Origin of the sequence: Bordetella sp., from assembly GCF_051960075.1 — a bacterium.
Lineage (GTDB): Bacteria > Pseudomonadota > Gammaproteobacteria > Burkholderiales > Burkholderiaceae_B > Bordetella.
Genome location: NZ_JBQCER010000045.1, coordinates 1 through 19,616 on the forward strand (window position 1 = coordinate 1; position 19,616 = coordinate 19,616).

The 19,616-nt window shown below is 64.4% G+C and carries 20 protein-coding genes; 15 read left to right on the plus strand and 5 right to left on the minus strand.

The genetic code is table 11. From position 1 onward, the window contains the following. The 10 genes from ACTHJ1_RS05580 to ACTHJ1_RS05625 form a co-directional block, all read left to right on the plus strand. Positions 1 to 800: SDR family NAD(P)-dependent oxidoreductase (locus ACTHJ1_RS05580; RefSeq protein ID WP_440188926.1), on the plus strand; the 800-nt coding region annotated here is incomplete at its 5' end. 30 nt (positions 801 to 830) lie between these two features. Then, positions 831 to 1,619 carry a cyclase family protein gene (locus ACTHJ1_RS05585; RefSeq protein ID WP_440188929.1) on the plus strand — a complete coding sequence of 263 codons (789 nt, stop codon included), beginning with the start codon at positions 831 to 833 and terminating at the stop codon, positions 1,617 to 1,619. 62 nt (positions 1,620 to 1,681) lie between these two features. Next, the gene (locus tag ACTHJ1_RS05590; protein ID WP_440188932.1) at positions 1,682 to 2,833 is read left to right on the plus strand and encodes an ABC transporter substrate-binding protein; all 1,152 of its coding nucleotides are present in this window, start codon (positions 1,682 to 1,684) and stop codon (positions 2,831 to 2,833) included. A 24-nt stretch (positions 2,834 to 2,857) separates the two neighbouring features. Next, positions 2,858 to 3,904 carry a branched-chain amino acid ABC transporter permease gene (locus tag ACTHJ1_RS05595; RefSeq protein ID WP_440188934.1) on the plus strand — a complete coding sequence of 349 codons (1,047 nt, stop codon included), beginning with the start codon at positions 2,858 to 2,860 and terminating at the stop codon, positions 3,902 to 3,904. Further along, entirely contained in the window at positions 3,901 to 5,766 is a 1,866-nt protein-coding gene (locus ACTHJ1_RS05600) for a branched-chain amino acid ABC transporter ATP-binding protein/permease (RefSeq protein WP_440188937.1), read from the plus strand. Before ACTHJ1_RS05595 ends, ACTHJ1_RS05600 begins: the two co-directional genes overlap by 4 nt. Continuing rightward, entirely contained in the window at positions 5,763 to 6,494 is a 732-nt protein-coding gene (locus ACTHJ1_RS05605; protein WP_440188940.1) for an ABC transporter ATP-binding protein, read from the plus strand. Before ACTHJ1_RS05600 ends, ACTHJ1_RS05605 begins: the two co-directional genes overlap by 4 nt. A gap of 52 nt (positions 6,495 to 6,546) precedes the next feature. Next, the gene (locus tag ACTHJ1_RS05610; RefSeq protein WP_440188943.1) at positions 6,547 to 7,521 is read left to right on the plus strand and encodes a ketopantoate reductase family protein; all 975 of its coding nucleotides are present in this window, start codon (positions 6,547 to 6,549) and stop codon (positions 7,519 to 7,521) included. 68 nt (positions 7,522 to 7,589) lie between these two features. Continuing rightward, a complete protein-coding gene (locus ACTHJ1_RS05615; protein ID WP_440188946.1) occupies positions 7,590 to 8,366 on the plus strand; it encodes a class II aldolase/adducin family protein in 777 nt (258 codons plus the stop codon). A gap of 152 nt (positions 8,367 to 8,518) precedes the next feature. Further along, positions 8,519 to 9,091 carry a cytochrome b gene (locus ACTHJ1_RS05620; RefSeq protein ID WP_440188951.1) on the plus strand — a complete coding sequence of 191 codons (573 nt, stop codon included), beginning with the start codon at positions 8,519 to 8,521 and terminating at the stop codon, positions 9,089 to 9,091. A 125-nt stretch (positions 9,092 to 9,216) separates the two neighbouring features. Continuing rightward, on the plus strand, positions 9,217 to 9,543 hold the full coding sequence (locus tag ACTHJ1_RS05625; protein WP_440188954.1) for a hypothetical protein: 327 nt from the start codon (positions 9,217 to 9,219) through the stop codon (positions 9,541 to 9,543). A gap of 41 nt (positions 9,544 to 9,584) precedes the next feature. On the opposite strand, the gene ACTHJ1_RS05630 is transcribed toward ACTHJ1_RS05625, so the two are convergent. Continuing rightward, entirely contained in the window at positions 9,585 to 9,974 is a 390-nt protein-coding gene (locus ACTHJ1_RS05630; RefSeq protein ID WP_440188957.1) for an MAPEG family protein, read from the minus strand. Between the two features lie 112 nt (positions 9,975 to 10,086). Beyond that, positions 10,087 to 11,001 carry a DMT family transporter gene (locus tag ACTHJ1_RS05635; RefSeq protein ID WP_440189076.1) on the minus strand — a complete coding sequence of 305 codons (915 nt, stop codon included), beginning with the start codon at positions 10,999 to 11,001 and terminating at the stop codon, positions 10,087 to 10,089. 81 nt (positions 11,002 to 11,082) lie between these two features. On the opposite strand from ACTHJ1_RS05635, the gene ACTHJ1_RS05640 reads away from it, so the two are divergent. Next, on the plus strand, positions 11,083 to 11,625 hold the full coding sequence (locus ACTHJ1_RS05640) for a helix-turn-helix domain-containing protein (protein WP_440188960.1): 543 nt from the start codon (positions 11,083 to 11,085) through the stop codon (positions 11,623 to 11,625). A 77-nt stretch (positions 11,626 to 11,702) separates the two neighbouring features. Here ACTHJ1_RS05640 and ACTHJ1_RS05645 read toward each other — a convergent pair whose 3' ends face one another. After that, positions 11,703 to 12,167: an Lrp/AsnC family transcriptional regulator gene (locus ACTHJ1_RS05645; protein WP_440188963.1), complete on the minus strand. Its 465-nt coding sequence runs from the start codon at positions 12,165 to 12,167 to the stop codon at positions 11,703 to 11,705. Positions 12,168 to 12,261: 94 nt separating this feature from the next. Between ACTHJ1_RS05645 and ACTHJ1_RS05650 the strand changes: the two genes are divergently transcribed. Together ACTHJ1_RS05650 and ACTHJ1_RS05655 are read left to right on the plus strand one after the other, a co-directional pair. Continuing rightward, positions 12,262 to 12,894, plus strand: coding sequence for a LysE/ArgO family amino acid transporter (locus ACTHJ1_RS05650; RefSeq protein WP_440188966.1), 633 nt, complete (start codon positions 12,262 to 12,264; stop codon positions 12,892 to 12,894). 162 nt (positions 12,895 to 13,056) lie between these two features. Beyond that, complete coding sequence (locus ACTHJ1_RS05655; protein ID WP_440188969.1) at positions 13,057 to 13,644, plus strand: TMEM175 family protein; 588 nt, start codon at positions 13,057 to 13,059, stop codon at positions 13,642 to 13,644. Between the two features lie 25 nt (positions 13,645 to 13,669). On the opposite strand, the gene ACTHJ1_RS05660 is transcribed toward ACTHJ1_RS05655, so the two are convergent. Then, on the minus strand, positions 13,670 to 14,758 hold the full coding sequence (locus tag ACTHJ1_RS05660) for a zinc-binding dehydrogenase (RefSeq protein WP_440188972.1): 1,089 nt from the start codon (positions 14,756 to 14,758) through the stop codon (positions 13,670 to 13,672). Positions 14,759 to 14,848: 90 nt separating this feature from the next. Between ACTHJ1_RS05660 and ACTHJ1_RS05665 the strand changes: the two genes are divergently transcribed. Both ACTHJ1_RS05665 and ACTHJ1_RS05670 read left to right on the plus strand, forming a co-directional pair. Next, on the plus strand, positions 14,849 to 15,769 hold the full coding sequence (locus ACTHJ1_RS05665; protein WP_440188975.1) for a LysR family transcriptional regulator: 921 nt from the start codon (positions 14,849 to 14,851) through the stop codon (positions 15,767 to 15,769). Between the two features lie 84 nt (positions 15,770 to 15,853). After that, positions 15,854 to 16,516 (plus strand): dihydrofolate reductase family protein, encoded by a 663-nt coding sequence (locus ACTHJ1_RS05670; RefSeq protein WP_440188978.1) that lies wholly within the window; start codon positions 15,854 to 15,856, stop codon positions 16,514 to 16,516. Positions 16,517 to 16,568: 52 nt separating this feature from the next. Here ACTHJ1_RS05670 and ACTHJ1_RS05675 read toward each other — a convergent pair whose 3' ends face one another. Then, positions 16,569 to 19,526, minus strand: coding sequence for a PAS domain S-box protein (locus ACTHJ1_RS05675; protein WP_440188981.1), 2,958 nt, complete (start codon positions 19,524 to 19,526; stop codon positions 16,569 to 16,571). Positions 19,527 to 19,616: the final 90 nt, after the last annotated feature.

Sequence of the window (19,616 nt, forward strand, 5' to 3'; positions counted from 1 at the left end):
AGAACACACCGCATATGGAAGACGACAAGATCCTGCGCGAAACCGCCTGCGACCCGCAGTTCCGCCGCGCGCTCGTCACCGACGGAAAATCCGCCGTGGGCATGGCCGTGACGCAAGCCCTGCTCGATGCCGGCGCCGCAGAAGTCTTGCTGGGCGACCCGCAGCTCTGGCGCAAAGATCCGGCCTTCGAAAAACTGGCCGCCGATCCGCGCATCAAGGTGGTGCCGCTGGACGTCACCGACACCGACTCGCTCGAGCGCGCCGCCGGCGAATACGGCGGCAAGGTCGAGATCCTGGTCAACACCGCCGACATGGAACGCGAAGGCGGCCTGCTGTATGCCAAGGACGTCAACACCGCCCGCAACCTGCTCGACATCAACGTGCTGGGCATGATGCGCCTGGCCCACGCCTTCGGCCCGGCCATGTGCGCCCGCGCCGCCGACGGCACGCGCAACGCCGTAGCCTGGGTCAACGTGCTGTCGATCTACGCGCAGATGAACCTGCCCGCGCGGGCCGTCTGGTCGGCAACCAAGGCGGCCGCGCTGTCGCTGGCGCAGGGCCTGCGCGCCGAGATGCGGCCCTCGGGCGTGCGCGTGCTCAATGTCTTTCCCGGCCCGCTCGACCACGAGTGGGAGCAGCTGACCCCGCCGCCGCGCGTGGCGCCCAAGGCCGTGGCCCAGGCCATCGTCGGCGCGCTCAAGGACGGCCTGGAAGAAGTCTACGTAGGCGACGTGGCCAAGGAGTTCCGCGAGCGCCTGGCCGAGAACCCCAAGGGACTCGAACGCGAACTGGGCGCCTGAGCCCGCCACTTACCCAAGGAAGGAACACGCATGAGCGCACACATCCTCACCCAATTCATGGGCGCGCTGGCCAACGGCGGGATCCGCATCGTCGATCTCACCGAAACGCTGACGCCGGAGTTTCCCACCATCGTGCTGCCGCCGGAATTCGGCCAGGCATGGCCTTTCCGCATCGAAGAAATCTCGCGCTACGACGAGCGCGGTCCGGCCTGGTACTGGAACAACTTCTCGTGCTCGGAACATACCGGCACGCACTTCGACGCGCCGGTGCATTGGGTGTCGGGCAAGGACTTGCCCGACAATACCGTCGACACGGTGCCGCTCTCGGCTTTCATCGCCAGCGCCTGCGTGATCGACTGCTCCGAGCCCAGCGCCAAAGACCCCGACTTCCTGCTCACCATCGACTACGTCGAGAAGTGGGAAGCACAGCACGGCCGTATCCCGGCAGGCGCGTGGGTGTTCATGCGCACCGATTGGTCCAAGCGCGACAAGGCGGTCGACTACCTCAACATGAAACCCGACGGCCAGCACACGCCCGGCCCCGACGCCGACGTCGTGCCCTGGCTCATCAAGGAACGCGACGTGCACGGCTTCGGCACCGAATCGGTCGGCACCGACGCCGGACAGGCCATGCATTTCGACCCGCCTTTTCCCTGTCACTACTTCATGCACGGCAATAGCCGCTACGGCTTGCAATGCATGACCAACCTGGATCAGCTTCCACCCACCGGTGCGGTAATCTTCTCCGCGCCGCTCAAGATCCGGCACGGCTCGGGCAGCCCGCTGCGCGTGCTGGCCATGGTGCCGGGCAAGTCGTGAACGTTTTTCATCGCAGTACCCCTTTCCGAAGCATCAATACTGATAAGACCGGAGGATTTGTCATGAAGTCCATGAAACTGACCCTGGCCGCCACGGCCGTCGCAGCTCTCTTCTGCCTGCCGGCCATGGCCCAGGTCAAGATCGGGGTGATCTCCTCGGCGACCGGCCCCACGGCCCTCGTCGGCATTCCGCAAAAGAATACCGTGCCGCTCCTGCCGACCAAGATCGGCGACCTCACGGTGCAGTACATCGCGTTCGACGACGGCAGCGACACCACGGCATCGGTCACGGATGTGAAAAAACTGATCTCCGAAGATCACGTCGACGCCATCATCGGCCCCACGGGCACGCCCAACGCCATGGGCGTGATTCAGTTCGTGGCCGAAGCCGGCGTGCCCATGCTGGCGCCGGTGGGCGGCGCGGACGTGGTGCTGCCCATGACGCCGCAGAAGAAGTGGGTGTTCAAGACCACGCAGAACGACGACATCATCGCCACGGCGCTGGTCGATCACATGGTCAAGACCGGCATCAAGACCCTGGGCCTCATCGGTCTGTCCGATCCGTTCGGCGAAAACTGGTTCAAGGTCGTCAACGGCCTGGCCGCCAAGGCCGGCATCAAGATCGTCGCCCAGGAGCGCTTCTCGCGCGCCGACACCTCGGTCACCGGCCAGGCGCTGCGCATCCTTGCCGCCAATCCGCAGGCCGTGCTGGTGGCCGCGCCGGGCGCGGCCAGCGTGCTGCCCGAAAAGACCCTGGTCGACCAAGGCTACAAGGGCCAGTTCTACCAGACCCACGGCGCCGCCCTGCCCAGCTTCCTGAAGCTGGGCGGCAAGGAAGTCAACGGCACCATCCTGGCCGCGAGCCTGATGCTGGTGCTGCCCGAGATTCCCGACAGCAATCCGTCCAAGGCCGTGGCCGAAAAGTACATCGACGCCTACAAGAAGCTCTATAACGGCCAGACGCCCGCCACCTTCGGCGCCAACGTCTACGACGCCGGCCTGCTGCTCGAACGCGCCATCCCCATCGCCGAGAAGGCGGGCAAGCCGGGCACCAAAGAGTTCCGCAGCGCGCTGCGCGACGCCCTGGAGCAAACCAAGAACCTGGTCGGCACGCAAGGCGTCTACAACATGACGCCCGAAGACCACAGCGGCTTCGACGAACGCGGCCGCGAGCTGATCATCGTCAAGGACGGCCAGTGGAAGCTGCTCAAATAAACCCGACTATTTGAGCCCATTCGCATGAATGCACAGATCGTCCTGCTGCTCGGGCAGGATGGCTTGACCAACGGCGCGATCTACGCGCTGTTGGCCTTGTCCATCATGCTGGTGTTCACCGTCACGCGGGTGCTGTTCATCCCGCAAGGCGAATTCGCCGCCTTCAGCGCGCTGACCATGGCGGCCATACAGGCCGGCAAACCGGCGGCGCTGGTATGGCTGCTGATGGCCTTCGCCGTCTGCGAAGCGCTGGTCGATCTGTGGGCCATGTACAAACGAACCGGCCGCGTGCGCGCAGGGCCGCTGTTCCTGTGCAAGCTGGCCTATCCTTTCGCGCTGGCGGCGCTGCTGCGCGCCTTGCCGCTGGCCCAATTGCCCATGCTCGCCCAGGCTCTGCTCACGCTGGCCCTGATCGTGCCCATGGGGCCGCAAATCTACCGCCTGTTCTATCAGCCCATCGCCACGGCCTCGTCGCTGGTGCTGCTCATCGTTTCCGTCGCCCTGCACCTGGCCCTGCAAGGTCTGGGGCTGTTGGCTTTCGGCGCCGACGGCGGCCGCACCACTCCCTTCATCGACGCTACGCTGGCTCTGGGCAGTCTGCGCATCAACGGCCAGGCCGCCTGCGTGGTGCTCGTGTCCGTCCTGCTGATCGTCGCGCTCTACTTCTTCTTCGGCCGCACCATGTACGGCAAGGCGCTGCGCGCCGTGGCCTACAACCGCGTCGGCGCCCGGCTCATGGGGATCTCGCCCACGTTCGCCGGCAAGATCACCTTCTTCTTCGCGGCCCTGATCGGCGCCGTCTCGGGCCTGCTCATCGCACCCATGACCACGCTTTACTTCGACTCGGGCTTTTTGCTCGGCTTGAAGGGCTTCGTCGGCTCCATCATCGGCGGGCTGGTCAGCTATCCGGTCGCGGCGGTCGGCTCGGTTCTGGTGGGCCTGATCGAATCGTTCTCCTCGTTCTACGCCAGCTCGTACAAGGAAATCATCGTGTTCACCTTGATCATCCCCGTCCTGCTGTGGCGCTCGTTCAAGAGCCGGCACGTCGAGGAAGAGGAGGACGGGGAATGAAGCCTCGCCATCTCGTCGCGATCCTGGTCGTCCTGCTGGCGCTGGCCCCGCTCGTCCTGCCGCCTTTCACCGTCACCCTGCTCGACTACATCGGACTGTACGCGCTCACCGCCATCGGCCTGGTTCTGCTCACCGGCGTCGGCGGGCTGATCTCTTTCGGCCAGGCGGCCTTCGTCGGCATGGGCGCCTACATCACGGCCGTGCTCTGCCTGAACGCAGCCAGCCTGCCTCATGGCCTCGCATGGCTGGCCACGCCCTGGACGGGGCTGGCGGCCGGGATGCTGATCACGGCGGCTGCGGCCTACATCCTGGGCCTCATCACGCTGAGACTGTCCGGACACTTCCTGCCCCTGGGCACGCTGGCCTGGGGCCTGAGCCTGTTCTATGCCTTCAGCACCGTCGACGGACTGGGCGGCTACAGCGGCCTGACCAACATACCGCCGGTTTCGCTCCTGGGCGTGCCGCTCATGCACGGCGGCCAGATCTACTACCTGATCCTGGTCTTCCTGCTCCTGGGCATCTGGACCACGAACAACCTGCTCGATTCGCGCATGGGCCGCGCCATTCGCGCTTTGCGCGGCGGCCGGGTCATGGCCGAATCCATGGACGTGGACACGGCCCAGGCCCGCATGATCATCTTCATCATCGCCGCGCTCCAGGCCTGCGCCGCGGGCTGGCTGTACGCGCATTTCCAGCGTTTCATCAACCCCAACCCCTTCAGCATCGAACAGGGCATCGACTACCTCTTCATGGCGGTGATCGGCGGCGTGGGCTATGTATGGGGCGCGGTGATCGGCGCCGGCATCTTCACCGTGCTCAACCAATGGCTGCAGGATCTGCTGCCGCGCTTGCTGGGACACACCGGCAACTTCGAGACCATCGTGTTCGGCTTCGGCATGGTGCTGCTGCTGCACCGCGCCCGCATCGGTCTGTGGCCCACGCTGTCGCGCCTGGTGCCGATCCGCGCGGCGCAGCGCCAGATCGACGCCAAGGCCGAGCCCCTGCCCCGACAGCCCATGCCCGAACGCGGCGACGTGGTGCTGCAGGCGCACGAGATCACGCGCCGTTTCGGCGGGCTGGTGGCCAACAACCGGATGTCGCTGGAGATCCGCGCCGGCGAGATCCTGGCCCTGATCGGCCCCAACGGCGCCGGCAAGAGCACCATGTTCAACCAGATCTCCGGTGTCGATACCCCCACCTCGGGCACCGTCACCCTGCGCGGCCGGAACATCACCGGCATCGGCGCGCGCGCCATCGCCAAACTGGGCCTATCGCGCACCTTCCAGCATGTGCGCCTGCTGGGCCGCATGACAGTACTGGAGAACGTGGCGATCGGCGCACACCTGCGCGGCACGAGCGGCGTGCTGCGCTCGGCCTGGCGCCGCGACCGCGCCGAAGAGGCGCGCCTGCTGGCCGAAGCGGCACGCCAGATCGAACGGGTGGGCCTGGGCCAGCACATGCACGCGCCCGCCGGCTCGCTGGCCCTGGGGCAGCAGCGCATACTCGAAGTCGCGCGCGCCCTGGCCGCCGACCCGTATCTGCTGCTGCTCGACGAACCGGCCGCCGGCCTGCGCCATCAAGAAAAGCAGGAGCTGGCCCAGCTGCTGTCGCGCCTGCGTTCCGAAGGCATGGCCGTACTGCTGGTCGAGCACGACATGGACTTCGTCATGAACCTCGTCGACCGCGTGGTGGTGATGGATTTCGGCCAGAAAATCGCCGAAGGCCTGCCGGCCGACATCCAGAACGACCCGGTCGTGCTTGAAGCTTACCTGGGCGGGATCGACGACGATGCGGCGGTCGAACCGCCCCGAGAACACACCCCCCTTGGGGAGACAGCGCGCAGCGCCGAGGGGGCGATATGACTAAGTTATTGGAAGTTCGCGACCTGCAGGTCGCCTACGGCAAGGTCACCGCGGTCGCCGACGTCAACCTGGACGTGGCCGAAGGCCAGATCGTGACCGTCATCGGCCCCAACGGCGCAGGCAAGACGACGCTGCTCTCGGCCATCATGGGGCTGCTGCCCTCGGGCGGCGCCGTACATTTCGGCGGCAAAGTCCGCGCGCACGCCGACATCGAGGAAATGGTCGCCGCCGGCATGGGCCTGGTCCCTGAAAAGCGCGAACTCTTCGCCGAGATGAGCGTGGAAGACAACCTGATTCTCGGCGGCTTCCACCGCTACCGCACGGGCAAGCGCGACCAGTCCGAGTCGCTGCGAGAAGTCTACGACCTCTTCCCGCGCCTGAAAGAGCGCCGCGGGCAGCTGTCCGGCACGCTGTCTGGCGGCGAGCGCCAGATGCTGGCCGTGGGCCGCGCGCTCATGGCCAAGCCCAGGCTGCTGATGCTCGACGAACCCAGCCTGGGCCTGGCCCCGCGCATCGTGCGCGAAGTGCTGCGCATCGTGTCCGAGCTGCGCACGCTGGGCGTGTCCATCCTGCTGGTCGAACAAAACGCGCGAGCGGCGCTGCAGGTAGCCGACTACGCCTATGTGCTCGAGACCGGCGCCGTCACGCTCGAAGGCCCGGCCCGCGAGCTGGCCCGGGACCCGCGCGTGATCGAGGTCTACCTGGGCATGGGAGGCCATCGGGAATGAAGCCTTCCGTACGCGCGCACCGATTCCTCGGCCGCGCCCAACCGGAGCCGACATGCGTCTGTGCATAGCCGGCGCCGGCGCCATCGGCGGCGTGCTGGCCGCGCGCCTGGCCCGTGCGGGCCGGGACGTCAGCGTGCTGGCCCGCGGCGCCACGCTGGCCGTGCTGCGCGACAAAGGCCTGATTCTGCGCGATCTTTCCGGCGAAACGCACGTGCGCGTGCCGGCCAGCGACCAAGCCGAATTCGGCACGCAGGACGTGCTCTTTCTCTGTACCAAGACGCACCAGCTGGCCGGCGTACTGGCGCAGTGCGCGCCGATGATCGGCCCCGACACCGTCATCGTGCCCACCATCAACGGCATACCCTGGTGGTACTTCCACGCCGAAGGCGGCCCGTACGAAGGCAGGCACGTCGAGGCCGTCGATCCGGGCGGCGCGCTGCTGGCCGTGACGCCGCTGGCGCGGCTCGTGGGGTGCGTGGTCTACATGACGGCAGAAACCACCGGGCCGGGCGCGGTAGTTTCCAACAGCCCGCACAAACTCATCCTCGGCGAACCCGGCGGCCCATCGACCGCGCGCGTACAGCGGCTGTGCGACGCCTTGAACGCGGCGGGCATCGCGGCCCAGGCCAGCGACCGCATCCGCGACAACGTCTGGTCCAAGGTCGCCGCCAACCTCAGCTCCAACCCCGTCTCCGTGGCCGCGGGCGGCGCCACGCTGGGGCAGATCTACAGCCCGGGCCCGTTACGTGCGGTCGCCGGCGACATCATCGACGAAACCATCGCCGTGGCCGAAGCCTATGGCGCGCGCCTGACCGAGACCCGGCTCGCCATGCTCGACCGGGCAGCCAAGCTGGGCTCGTTCCGCACCTCGATGCTGCAAGACTTTCAAGCCGGCCGGCCGCTGGAGCTGGCCGCCATCGGCGACGCAGTGCTGGAGCTGGCGCAGCGCTACGATATACCCATGCCCGTTACCCGCGCGGTACTGTCGATCACGCGCTTTCGCGACGAGCGCCGCTCGGGCTATTGACCCGGGCCTGCAAGACCCATTCCCCCCGAAACCGCCCCCTCGAGAAACGCCCCACCCAGGAGATCGCCATGCACGCCGACAACGCCACCCAACTCAAGCCAGCCCATTTCTCCGACGAGGAATGGCAGCTGCGCGTGCAACTGGCCGATTTCTACCACCTGGTCGACTTTCTGGGCTGGACCGAGATGATCTTCAACCACATCTCGGCCCGCCTGCCCGGCCCGGCGCACCACTACCTGGTCAATCCCTTCGGCCTGAACTACTACGAAGTCACGCCCGAGAACCTGCTCAAGGTCGACCTGGACGGTAACCTCGTCGAGCCCTCGCCCTACCCCGCCAACCCGGCCGGATTCGCCCTGCACAGCGCCATCCACGGCGCGCGGCCCGACGTCCATTGCATCGTCCACACGCACACCAGCCCCGTGTCGGCCATCACGCTCAAGCAGGACGGCTTTCATCACGACGACTTCTACGGCGCGCAGCTCTTCGGCCGTGTGGGCTATCACGACTTCGAAGGCATCACCCTGTTCGCCGACGAGAAAGAACGCATGATCGCCAGTCTGGGCGACAAGCACGTGCTGGCGCTGCGCAACCACGGCATCGCCGTGTGCGAGAAAGACATCCCCAACGCCTTCATGCTGCTATGGACGGTGCAGCGCGCGGCCGAAATCCAATACCACGCGGGCTGCCTGCCGGGCTCCAACATCACGCTGGCCGACAGCATCAAGAGCCGCTGCTCCGGGCTCGCCGCCGGCCTGATCCGGGACGACTCCTTCGCCATCAAGCTGTTCGACGCCACCGTGCGCAAAATGAACCGGGCGAAACAACTGGGAATGTGCCTGTAATTTCCAGACACCAAGCCTGCGAGTCGGTCAGCCACCCGACCACCGAGGTGGAAATCGCTGTGCTACGCTTGGCTGCAATCGCGCCGATATCCGGCAACCCGCCGCGATATGCGCAGCCTTGCCTGTATCACTCGCCGCACATCGGAAACGCCATGGTGAAAAGCCCCGTCGACCGCTACGGTTCCATCTCCCAACTTCTGCACTGGTGCACGGCGATCGTCGTGCTGATTGCGTTCTTGTACGGCCCCGGCGGACCCGAACAGCGCGTCTACTCCGCCGTGCACGAATTCGACCGCCGATTGCACGAAACGCTGGGCCTGTGCGTGTTCGCGCTTACCGTCATCCGCCTGCTATGGAAGGCCGTCGCCGCCCACCCCGAAGAGCCGCCGGCCTCCCCCTTGATGATCCTGATGTCCAGGCTGGTGCAATGGGCGCTGTATCTGTTGCTGCTGGCCCTGCCGCTGACCGCCATTGCAGGCGCATGGCTTGAAGGGCACCCGCTGACGCTTCTGGGCGGGGCCGATGTCCAGCCCTGGTTCGGCGCGTCGCACGGTGCGGGGTTCATTCTTGCGATTCTGCACTCGTGGCTGGGCGACACCATCATGTGGCTTGCCGGGCTGCACGCACTCGCCGCGCTTTTTCACCATATCGTCCTCAAAGACGACGTGCTGGTCACGATGTTGCCGCGCTGGTTTCCCGTGGGGCGGGCGAAGACCGACCAATAGGTTTTTCTGTCGCTCGAAGCGGCCGCTTTAAAAAATGCGGCCGACACCTCGCGGGCCGCGCGCAATGGCGGACTCATGCTTATTCAACGGTCCGCAAAACTCGCTCACTAAAGCCGGAGAAAAAAATGGGCCAAGCAAAGAATCGAGGCACGCACGATCAGCGCGTCACGCAAGCCAGAGAAAAAGTTGATGCGTTGCGCCCGTCGAAGATGGTGTGCGGAGCGTGCAAGACGTCGTTCACCGACTTTGGCCTGATCGATACCCGAGGCATGCCCGGCATTCACGCCGCATTCGGCGGCGTCTGCCCTTCATGCGGCGAGACGGTACTTGCGTTTCATGGCGAGAAAGATGCCGTGGCAAACGCCATGATTGCCTGGCAAGATGCCATGGGTGCCGAAGGAAAGCTAGGAATGCAGTCGCGCGACGGCATGCATAAGTCTTTCGACAACTAGGGCCTGTTAACGCTAAAAGGGCCGCGCACAGACAGCCGTTTTTACACGAAGAATTGCCCGACGCAGCAAATCAGGCCGAGAGTCCAGAGGGCTGACCTGAGGCTGGCCCGATCCGTAAGGTACGCCCAGATAAAGCCGATGCGCAGCACGATGAAGGCCGCCGCGAGCGCATTCACGGTCTGCTGAACGGCGTGATGATGCTGAGCCACCAAGACGCCGGCAATGAAGAGCGGCAACGCCTCGAAGCTATTGAGTTGGGCCGCGTGAGCGCGCGCCTGCCAACCCTGAAGACCGGCGAGCCATGCTCGCGGATCGTGATTGTCGAAGCCGCCGTCTCGGCGCGCCTTGCCGAAGCCCTGAGACTTGGCAATACCCGCGCAGACGATGGGAAGCAGGCAAGCAATGAGAATGCAGATTTCAGCGAGAGTCATGGGCGGCCGGGATGGCGTTCAAGTGTGGCGAAGGAATGGGGTCAAGATGCGTCGCGCCGTCTGAAGACCTGGCTGGAACGCGATCTTTCTGCAACGTCGGGTAGTGTATTGATCATTCGTTGACGGTGGGCGATAACTTCAGAGGTCTGGTTGACGGCCGAAGTTCACTGACGAGCACGCCGATGACGATGAAAACGCCTCCCAACAAAGCGAGTGCCGGGAGTCGTTCGCAGGCGAGGCGCCCAGCCAGGCCGGCCCATACCGGCTCGCCGGCATAGATGACCGTGGCGCGCGTCGGAGACACCGATTTTTGCGCCCAGTTCATCGTCAATTGAATGACTGAGCTGGCGAGCCCCATGCCCAAGGCGCCGCACAGCCATACCCAGGAAAACGCGGGAGCAGCCTCGCCGGCGACCGGCATGAGCAGCAGCGACAACACGCCGGCCACAAGCAGTTGCACGACCGTGACGCGACGGCTGTCGACCGATGCGGCGAATCGACCGATGAGGATGATTTCCGCGGCTATCGCCAGCGCCCCGACCACGGTGGCGATCTCGCCGGCACTCAGGGAAATCGTCCCGGCCTGCGGCCCCGACAACAGAAGCAGGCCTGCAAACGCGAAGGCGATGCCCAGCCAGCTCATGACGTGAGGCGGTCGCCGCAGCACGATCCATTGCAAGAGCGGCACCATCGGCACATACATCGCCGTGATGAATGCGGATTGGCTGCTGAGTATGGTTTGAAGCCCATACGTTTGAAGCCCATAGCCGGCGACCATCGCGATTCCGATCGCTGATCCGGCCTTTAGCTCATGTCGCGTCAGACCCTTCAACCGCCTGCGGGACATCAAGGCCACCAACAGTCCCGCGAAGAGGAAACGGATCCCGACGAAGAACAGCGGACCGGAATAGCGCATGACCAGGTGAACGGCCAGAAACGTGGCGCCCCAGACCATCGTGATGACGACAAGGGCCAGTTCCTGGCGGGACAGTGCAACGGCGGCCGACAAACGGCGTGAGTCATTCATGAACACAGCGTGACGCAAGGTGGAAACTATGGTGCAATATATTGCACATATCACAGATTGCGCAATATATTGCCCCAAGCGATGAGAGAAGACGTACTGGCGCACGTTGCATCCAATGTCCGGCGCTTGCGCCAGACAGCGGCGCTAAGCCAAGCGGCCTTGGCCGATGCCGCCGGATTGAGCCGGCGCATGCTGGTTCATATCGAAAGCGGCGGCACCAATATCAGCCTGTCCACCCTTGATCGCCTGGCGGCCGCGCTGGGCGTGTCGTTCGTCGACGTGGTCAGCGATCCCGCCCGGTCGCCCCAACAGATCGAGGCCCTGGCGTGGCGTGGGAAAAAGCCCGAAAGCCACGCCACCTTGCTGGGCAGTGTTCCGGCCAGTCACGATGCGCAATTGTGGATATGGTCGCTTGCCGTCGAGGAAAGCTACGACGCCGAGCCCGACCCGGAGGGTTGGCACGAAATGGTGTACGTCATCGAAGGCCGCCTGAAGATCGCGCTGGAAGAAGGCGAAAGGATCGTCGAGGCGGGCGGCTTTGCGATTTACAGCAGCGCGCAACCCTATCGATATCAGAATGTGGGCAGGACCATCGTGCGCTTCGTTCGCAACGTGGTGGCGTGACACTCACGGCGTGCTCGCGCACGAACCCGGGTTCGTGCAACGGTGCGCCGACACAGACCGGCCGTAAAAGAAATCGGTCAACGCGACGCCCCAGGCGGCACCAGGCCGCGGCGCGGGATGGGCGTGGAGAAGACGATCGAGGTGCGCGTTTCGCCGTAACGATTGATGGAACCCAGGAAGCGCTCCAGTTGTTCGAGGCTGGGAGACACCACGGTCACGATATAGGAATCGGCGCCGGCCACGTGATGGCATTCCAGCACTTCGGGCGCACGCCGCAGCTTGTCGAGAAAAGCCTTTTTGCCGGGCTGCACCACGGTGATGCCGACGATGGCGCGCACGGAATAACCGGCTTGCTCCGGATCCAGCTCGGCGCCCACGGCGCGCACCACGCCGGCATCCTTCAGGCGCTTGAGCCGTTCCACCGTGGCGGGCACCGACAAGCCGGCGGCGAGGGCCAATGTCTTGAGCGGCGCGCGGCCATCTTCCTGCAACGCCATCAGCAGCGCCCAGGCTTTGGCATCGAGTTGCAGTGATTCGGCCATAAAGAGGTTTTGCCTGAAAAATCGATGACGAAATCGATTTTCTCTTGGTCTTTTGCCATGTGCAAGCGGTGCCTGCCATTGGATAATTCTCGGCATGAACCCGACCTTCTCACCCTCTGCGCCCCTGCTGTTTTGCCAATCGCTGCTGATCGGGCTGTCGATCGCCGCGCCCGTCGGGCAGATCGGCTTGCTCGCCATTCAGCGCACGCTGGACCACGGCCGCCCCGCGGGACTGGCAACCGGGCTGGGCGCGGCGTTGGCCGACGCGATATACGGCGCCATCGGCGCGTTCGGCGTAAGCGGACTGATCGCCTGGCTGCTTAGCCTGAGACTGTGGCTGGGCCTGTTCGGCGGCGGTTTTCTGCTGTGGCTGGCCTGGCGCATCGCGACCAAGCCGGCGGTGCGCCGCGCGAATGCGCCGCCACCCGCCGGCACGCTGCTGCGCTACGTAGCCGGCACCTTCGTGCTGACGATATCGAATCCGACGACCATCCTGTCGTTCATGGCGGTGTTCGCCGCGCTGGCAGGCCGCACGCCGTCGGCCTCGCCCTGGGTGATGGTGGCCGGTGTGCTGACAGGTTCGGCGCTGTGGTGGCTGATCCTGTCCACCGGCGTGGGCTGGCTGCGCAACCGCTTCGACGAACGCTGGCAACGCGCCGTCAACCTGTGCTCGGCCGCGCTGCTGGCCGGGCTCGGGCTATGGCAGCTCGGCCACCTCGTTCTCTGACCGGCCCGGAACGCTCCCCAAAAGACGCGGCGATTGCGCGCAAGGTGCGGCACAACGCGAGTCGCTGCTGTCGGCCGCAATCCGCTAAATGCCAGCTGGCTATAGTAAATTTGCCCGCAAATAAGCAAAGAACGCCAGCGACGTTTTCCAGGAACACGAGAAATGAAATCCGAAAGGCTGCAAGCATTCACCGACGGCGTCGTGGCGGTGATCATCACCATCATGGTGCTCGAAATGCACCCTCCGCACGAGGTAACGATTCAAGCCTTGCTCGGCTTGTGGCCGGTCTTCCTGTCTTACGTGCTCAGCTATATCTACGTCGGCATCTACTGGAACAACCACCATCACTTCGCCCACCTGATCCGCGACGTCACCGGCGGCATACTCTGGGCCAATCTCGGCTTGCTGTTCTTTCTGTCGCTGGTGCCGTTCACGACGGCATGGGCCGGGGAGCACGGCTTCGCGCCGCTGCCCACGGCCCTGTACGGGGTGTCCCTGCTCACCACCGCGCTCGCCTGGAACGTTTTTCAAATCACGATCATGCGCGCCCAGGGCAAGGCGTCGGTGATGAAACAGGCCCTGGGCGCCGATTGCAAGAGCAAGGTTTCACCCCTGCTCTATCTTGCCGGCATCGCGCTGGCCTTTTTCGAGCCGGCGGTCTCCTATTTTCTGTATGCCCTGGTGGCCGCGATGTGGATCGTCCCCGACCGCCGGATCGAAAAATTCCTCAAATCGTTCGAGCGGTCCTGAGCGCGCTCACCGCGCGGCGCCCGGCTCAACCCCAGGCCCGATCCCCTTGCGCGCTGGCGACCGTGCACTGCAGCCCCTGGGCCGCCCCTGCGCGATCGATTGCCACTTCGAGTTCCGCGAACGAGTAGGTCGAGAGTTCGACCGCATCGAGCGGCAACAACCCCGACGCCGCCAGCGAGACGAGCGCCAAGTAATCGGCGCGCGTATACATGAAGTTGCCGATCAGCTCCCAGTTGTTGAGCAGCATCTCGCCGTAGGGAATCGGCAAGTCGACGTTCATGCTGCCCATCAGCACGAGCCGCCCGTTGCGGCGCAGGCTGCGCAGCGCCGCGAGAGTCGCATTCGGCTCCTGTGCCTGACCGACCATGTCGAAGGCCAGATCGGCGCCGCCGCCGGCCGCCGCCCGGATCGCGGCGACATCGCGCGCGCCGTCGCCCGTCAGCACGACCGGTGCGACGCGGCCGCGGCCCAGTTCGACGAGCCTGGCGAGCGGCTCGGCGCGGCGACCTAGCGCGACGACGCGGCGGGCCCCGAGCGCCAGCGCCGCCATCACGGCAGCCGAGCCGAAGTAGCCCGTCGCGCCGTTCACGATCACCGTCTCTCCCGCCGCCAGCCGGCCGCGGCGCAAGCCGCCGAACGGCACCGAAAATTTGGCGAGCGCCGCCAGGCGCGCCGACGGCACCTCGTCCAGACCGTCGAGCGCCAGCACGGTCGAGGCGGGAAACTCCGCGAACTCGCGTAGCGTGCCGTGCGGGAAATCGGCCAGCATCGGCGCGCTGGCGGCGCTGATGCCGGTCAGACCGATCAGGATCTGCTCGGGTTCGACCACCGCCTCGTCGGCCATCCAGTAGGGATGCACCGCCACCCGCTGCCCGGGTCGCAGGCCGAACACGCCCTCCCCGACGGCCTCGATGCGGCCGACGCCGTTCGTCCCCGGCGAGAAGGGGCCGGGCGGAAAGGCATACGGCAGCTTGCCTTCGATATAGGCGCGCGTGTAGCTCAGCAGCGGCACAGCCTCCATTTTCACCAGCACGGCGCCGCGCCGCGGCTGCGGGGTCGGCTCGTCGCGCAGAGCCAGGGGTTTACCGGGTTGGTCGAGCATCCAGGCTTTCATTGTCTTTCTCCAAAAGGGACATCGGATGGTTGAACTGTAGAGATGCCCAACGTATTCTTGAAATTAATTAATAGAATTGGACGTATCAACATGATTGATATGAGAGGCATCGATCTGAACCTGCTCGTGTCGCTCGACGCGCTGCTGGAAGAAGCCAACGTGACACGCGCGGCCGAGCGGCTGCACCTGACACAACCGGCGCTATCGACACAGCTCGCGCGCTTGCGCCTGATCTTCGGCGATCCGCTCCTGATCCCGTCGCCCAGCGGCCGCGGCATGACCCGCAGCGCGCGTGCCATGGCGCTGATGTCGCCGCTGCGCGACGTGCTCAAGCAGCTCGAAGCCGTCGTGCGCCGGCAGCCGACCTTCGATCCGCGCACCGACACGCGCCGCTTCACCCTTGCCGCCAGTGACCAGGCGATCGCCGTGCTGGGTTTTCAGCTCATGCAGTCCTGGGCCGAACATGCAGGGCCCGGCGTGCAGCTCGCCTTCGTTGCCGCGGAGCAGTCGACAAGTCTCGATCGCTTCGAGCGCGGCGAGATCGATTTATTGATCGGCTCGGAGCGCATGGTTCCGGCATGGGCAAAAGCGCGCAAGCTTTACGACGAGCGCTTCGTCTTCGTGCAGCGCAAAGGGCATCCGCGCGGGCTCGCACCGATGGATCTGGACAGCTACTGCGCGCTCGGGCACGTGCTTGTCTCGACCAGCGGCGGCAGCTTCTTCGGCTTCATGGACGAACATCTGCAGTCGCTCGGACGCGCGCGCCGCGTCGCCCTTTCGGTCCAGCACTTCACGCTCGTGCCCGAACTGCTAGCGCGCACGGATTACGTCTCGACGCTGCCGTCGCGGCTCGTGGCGCGCTATCGCGACGTGCTGGATGTGTTCGAGCTGCCGTTCGAGGCGCGCGGATTCTCGTTCTTCACCGCGTGGCATCCGCGCAACCAGGCGGATCCGGGCAGCGTCTGGCTGCGCGAAAAGCTGGCGCAGGTCGCGGCGGACAGCCAGGCCTAGTCATCGCGGTCGAATTCGCTTACGAAAGACTTTTTCCATCCATGCGCCGCTCTGCTACGGTAGGCATCCAAACCGGAGGCAACCATGACACGCGTTCGCGTCAACGGCTTCACCATTTCACTCGACGGATACGGAGCAGGCCCAGATCAGAGCCTCGAGAATCCGCTCGGCGTCGGCGCTACGGAACTGCATCAATGGCTGGTCCCTACCCGCACCTTTCAACGCGCGTTATTTGGCAAAGACGGCGGCACGACCGGGGTCGACGATGATTTCGCGGCCCGCGGTTTTCAGAATGTCGGGGCCTGGATACTTGGCAGGAACATGTTCGGCCCCGTGCGCGGGGCCTGGCCGGACATGAACTGGCAAGGCTGGTGGGGCGACAATCCGCCGTATCACGTTCCCGTCTTCGTCCTGACCCATCATGCGCGCCCCGCTATCGAAATGAACGGCGGCACGACGTTACACTTCGTCACCGGCGGCATGCGCGAAGCGCTCGACCGCGCGCGCGAAGCCGCCGCAGGCATGGACGTGCGGATCGGCGGCGGACCAGGCACGATCCGGCAGTATCTGCGCGAAGGCCTCATCGACGAACTGCACATTGCCATCTCGCCGGTGTTGCTCGGCAGGGGAGAATCGCTTTTCGAAGGGCTGGACCTGCGGGCGCTGGGATACGAATGCGCCGAATCCGTGGCGTCGCAGAAAGCCATGCATGTCGTGCTGCGGCACAAAGCGCGGGCGACGGCCTGAGCATCGACGCGACTGCCCGGCACATTGCGTAACGCCAACCCACCCGAAGAACTCACACGCCGTCGAACTCGACGCCGCGGTACGTTGCGAACCCGTTTCGCCCCGCCGCCTTGGCCCGATACAAGGCACGATCGGCATGCGCGAGCAGATCGGACGGTGCAATATTTCCCGTCTGATGGAGCGCGATACCCACGCTGGTGGACATCCGGATATTGATGCCGTCGGCATCCATCGGAGCGCGCACCTGCTCGATCAGCTTCTTGGCCATGATCTCGACGTCATCGGGCGCGAGGCAATCCTCCACGATGATCACGAATTCGTCGCCGGCAAGACGGGCAACGGTATCCGAAGCGCGCACGCCGGCGCGGATGCGCTTGGCGAACTCGCACAGAACCAGGTCGCCGGTGCCGTGCCCGTAGGCATCATTGATGGATTTGAAGTGATCGATATCGAGGAACATCAATGCCAGCTCGTGCCCGGCGGCGCGGCTGCGCGCCAGCGCCTGGCCCAGCTTTTCGTCGAATTGCCTGCGGTTGGGCAGGCCGGTGAGCGGGTCGACGCGGGCCAGATTGCGCATCTCTTGTTCGACCTGCTTCAGCAGGGTGACATCGGTACCGAGCGCGAAAATGCCTTGGGTAGTTCCGTCGGCACGCGTGTCGGGCACGTAGGTGTTGTGCAGATGGCGCAGCACTCCGTTGATCTTCGACTCGATGTCGAAATCGATGCGTTCGCCGCGCAGCGCGCGCTGCAGCGGCAACCGCAGCTCTTCATAGGGCTGCGGGCCGATCACTTCTGGTAGCGGCTTTCCGATCGCCTGCTGCCGGCCCAGGTCCAGCCAGTCTTCGAATGTTCGATTGACGAAGCGCAGGCGTTCTTGCGTATCGACGTAAGCGATAAGCACCGGAAGATTGTCGGTCACCGCACGCAGTTGACGTTCGCTATCCTCCAATTGCGCTTGCGCCTGCTTCTGTTCAGTCACGTCCAGGACCATGGTGAACAAGCCGAACGTGACGCCGTCGTTGTTGCGGTCGGGAATATGGTGCACCGAAAGATTCCGCGGAGAACCCATAATCGTGGCGGCAAGCTCATACGACACGTCGCCGCCGGACAATGCCTTGAGAAGATGATGCTCGATCTGGGCGAACAAGGACGGGCCGAATACCTCGACAACGGTCTTGCCGATCACGTCGGAGTCTTCGAAACCGAACCATTGCCGATATTTGTTGTTGATGAATGTATAGCGGAACTGGGTATCCATGTGCGAGATCAGCACAGGCAGCTTGTTGGCGATCAAACGCAGGCGCCGCTCGCTTTTCGCCAAAGCCTGCTCGATTTCCTTGCGTTCCGATATATCGTAATTGGTGCCCAGCACGCGCACCGGCCGCTTCTGCGCATCGGCGATCACGATCGCCCGGGAATTGATATGACGGATCTCGCCGCTTTCGCGGACGATCCGAAAATCGCAATCGATCGGCTCCTGCTTGGCGATGGCATTCCGCAGAATCCGTTTCATGGGCTCCCGATCCTGCGGATGCAGCTTGTCCTCCCAGTCCGCCAAAATGCCGCGAAAATCGCTGCGCGACCCCCCAAAAATCTTGAACATGGTGTCGTTCCAGGTCAGACGCCCGGATTGCAGATCGATTTCCCAGATGCCGATCTGGTTGACGCTGGTCGCCAGCGCCAGACGTTCTTCATTGGCCTGCAAAGTCGCCGAAATCATGTTCTCTTCGGTCACGTCCTGGAGCACGGCCAGCGAATGCAGCGGCTGACCGTGCTCGTCCCGCTCGAGCACGGCCGATAACTGCACATCCATGATGCTGCCGTCCTTGCGCACCATCTGATATTTGACGGCATCGCAGCGACCGCTCTCGAAGAAGGCCGGCAACACGACCGACATCGCGTATTCCCTCGACGACGGCGTGAGAAAGCTGCTCGAGAATCGGCCGATCACCTCATCCCGCGCATAGCCCATTTTCTTGAGCCAGACATCGCTGACGAACAGAAGGCGGCCTGTCGCGTCGATCGAATGCAACATCGCCGGCGTCGACTCGTAGACCGCCCGAAAATGCTCCCGGCTGGCCTGGAGCGCGATTTCGGCGCGCTTGCGTTCGGTAATGTCGCGACCGACCGAATGCAGCGTGATGACTTTGCCGTGTTCGTCGCCGATGGCCAGATTCGTCCAGGCAACCCGGTGCTCGACGCCGGAAGAGGAGTGCATCAGGTTTTCGCTGTAGCCGATGCCGGGTCGGCGGCAGACATCCCGCAGGTGCGCGGCCACCGCCTCGCGGTCCTCGGCGGCGACGTACTCGAGCAGATTGCGGCCGATCATCTCGTGCGGCTTAAGGCCGAAATGTTCGGCATAGGCCCGATTGACGAAAGTCAGCTCCCCGCTTGGCTTGGCCAGCGAAATCAGATCGCTTTGATCTTCGACGATGGCGTGATACAGCGCATTCTTGTTTTGGATTTCCTGCACATGCGCAAGCGACTCGGCATTGAGGCGGTCCATCTCGAGCGCGCGCTGACGCATCTCCAGCGTCGTGGCGGCCACGGCCGCCAGGTTGAACAGCGTGGCGCGCTGAATGGGACAGAGAATTTTCGGATCCTGCCCGATGACGCAGAGCGAGCCGATGGTTTCTCCGCCGGACATCACAATGGGCGCACCCGCATAAAAACGGACATGGGGTGCGCCGGTCACCAGCGGATCGTCGAGGAAACGCGCATCCTGCTGCGTGTCGGCGATCTCCATCAGATCCCGCTGCAGAATCGTATGAGAACAAAATCCGATATTGCGGGGGATCTCCCGTACGCGGTCCAGGCCGATATTCGATTTGAACCATTGCCGATCGGCATCGACCAACGTGATCAACGCGATCGGTGTCTGGCAGACCTGCAACGCGGTGCGTGCCAGCGCATCGAAGATGGGCTCCGGATCGGTGTCGAGAATTTCCAATGCATGCAGGCGCAGCAGGCGTTCTGCTTCGTTGGACGGGCGGCAAACCGGTTGGTCCATATGTTTATCCCACCCTCGGAATCAATTGACATTGATCTGCTCTGGCGGATTCCCACATTCGCCGCCACCGAATGACGGATTTCTCCTCGA

Bases quoted from the DNA above. Each gene is read 5' to 3' on its own strand.
- ACTHJ1_RS05625 (WP_440188954.1), top strand. From the start codon at position 9,217: ATGGGCCAAGCAAAGAATCGAGGCACGCACGATCAGCGCGTCACGCAA.
- ACTHJ1_RS05600 (WP_440188937.1), top strand. From the start codon at position 3,901: ATGAAGCCTCGCCATCTCGTCGCGATCCTGGTCGTCCTGCTGGCGCTG.
- ACTHJ1_RS05640 (WP_440188960.1), top strand. From the start codon at position 11,083: ATGAGAGAAGACGTACTGGCGCACGTTGCATCCAATGTCCGGCGCTTG.
- ACTHJ1_RS05630 (WP_440188957.1), bottom strand. From the start codon at position 9,974: ATGACTCTCGCTGAAATCTGCATTCTCATTGCTTGCCTGCTTCCCATC.
- ACTHJ1_RS05585 (WP_440188929.1), top strand. From the start codon at position 831: ATGAGCGCACACATCCTCACCCAATTCATGGGCGCGCTGGCCAACGGC.
- ACTHJ1_RS05590 (WP_440188932.1), top strand. From the start codon at position 1,682: ATGAAGTCCATGAAACTGACCCTGGCCGCCACGGCCGTCGCAGCTCTC.
- ACTHJ1_RS05670 (WP_440188978.1), top strand. From the start codon at position 15,854: ATGACACGCGTTCGCGTCAACGGCTTCACCATTTCACTCGACGGATAC.
- ACTHJ1_RS05620 (WP_440188951.1), top strand. From the start codon at position 8,519: ATGGTGAAAAGCCCCGTCGACCGCTACGGTTCCATCTCCCAACTTCTG.
- ACTHJ1_RS05605 (WP_440188940.1), top strand. From the start codon at position 5,763: ATGACTAAGTTATTGGAAGTTCGCGACCTGCAGGTCGCCTACGGCAAG.
- ACTHJ1_RS05635 (WP_440189076.1), bottom strand. From the start codon at position 11,001: ATGAATGACTCACGCCGTTTGTCGGCCGCCGTTGCACTGTCCCGCCAG.
- ACTHJ1_RS05595 (WP_440188934.1), top strand. From the start codon at position 2,858: ATGAATGCACAGATCGTCCTGCTGCTCGGGCAGGATGGCTTGACCAAC.
- ACTHJ1_RS05655 (WP_440188969.1), top strand. From the start codon at position 13,057: ATGAAATCCGAAAGGCTGCAAGCATTCACCGACGGCGTCGTGGCGGTG.
- ACTHJ1_RS05650 (WP_440188966.1), top strand. From the start codon at position 12,262: ATGAACCCGACCTTCTCACCCTCTGCGCCCCTGCTGTTTTGCCAATCG.
- ACTHJ1_RS05645 (WP_440188963.1), bottom strand. From the start codon at position 12,167: ATGGCCGAATCACTGCAACTCGATGCCAAAGCCTGGGCGCTGCTGATG.
- ACTHJ1_RS05615 (WP_440188946.1), top strand. From the start codon at position 7,590: ATGCACGCCGACAACGCCACCCAACTCAAGCCAGCCCATTTCTCCGAC.
- ACTHJ1_RS05660 (WP_440188972.1), bottom strand. From the start codon at position 14,758: ATGAAAGCCTGGATGCTCGACCAACCCGGTAAACCCCTGGCTCTGCGC.
- ACTHJ1_RS05665 (WP_440188975.1), top strand. From the start codon at position 14,849: ATGATTGATATGAGAGGCATCGATCTGAACCTGCTCGTGTCGCTCGAC.
- ACTHJ1_RS05675 (WP_440188981.1), bottom strand. From the start codon at position 19,526: ATGGACCAACCGGTTTGCCGCCCGTCCAACGAAGCAGAACGCCTGCTG.
- ACTHJ1_RS05610 (WP_440188943.1), top strand. From the start codon at position 6,547: ATGCGTCTGTGCATAGCCGGCGCCGGCGCCATCGGCGGCGTGCTGGCC.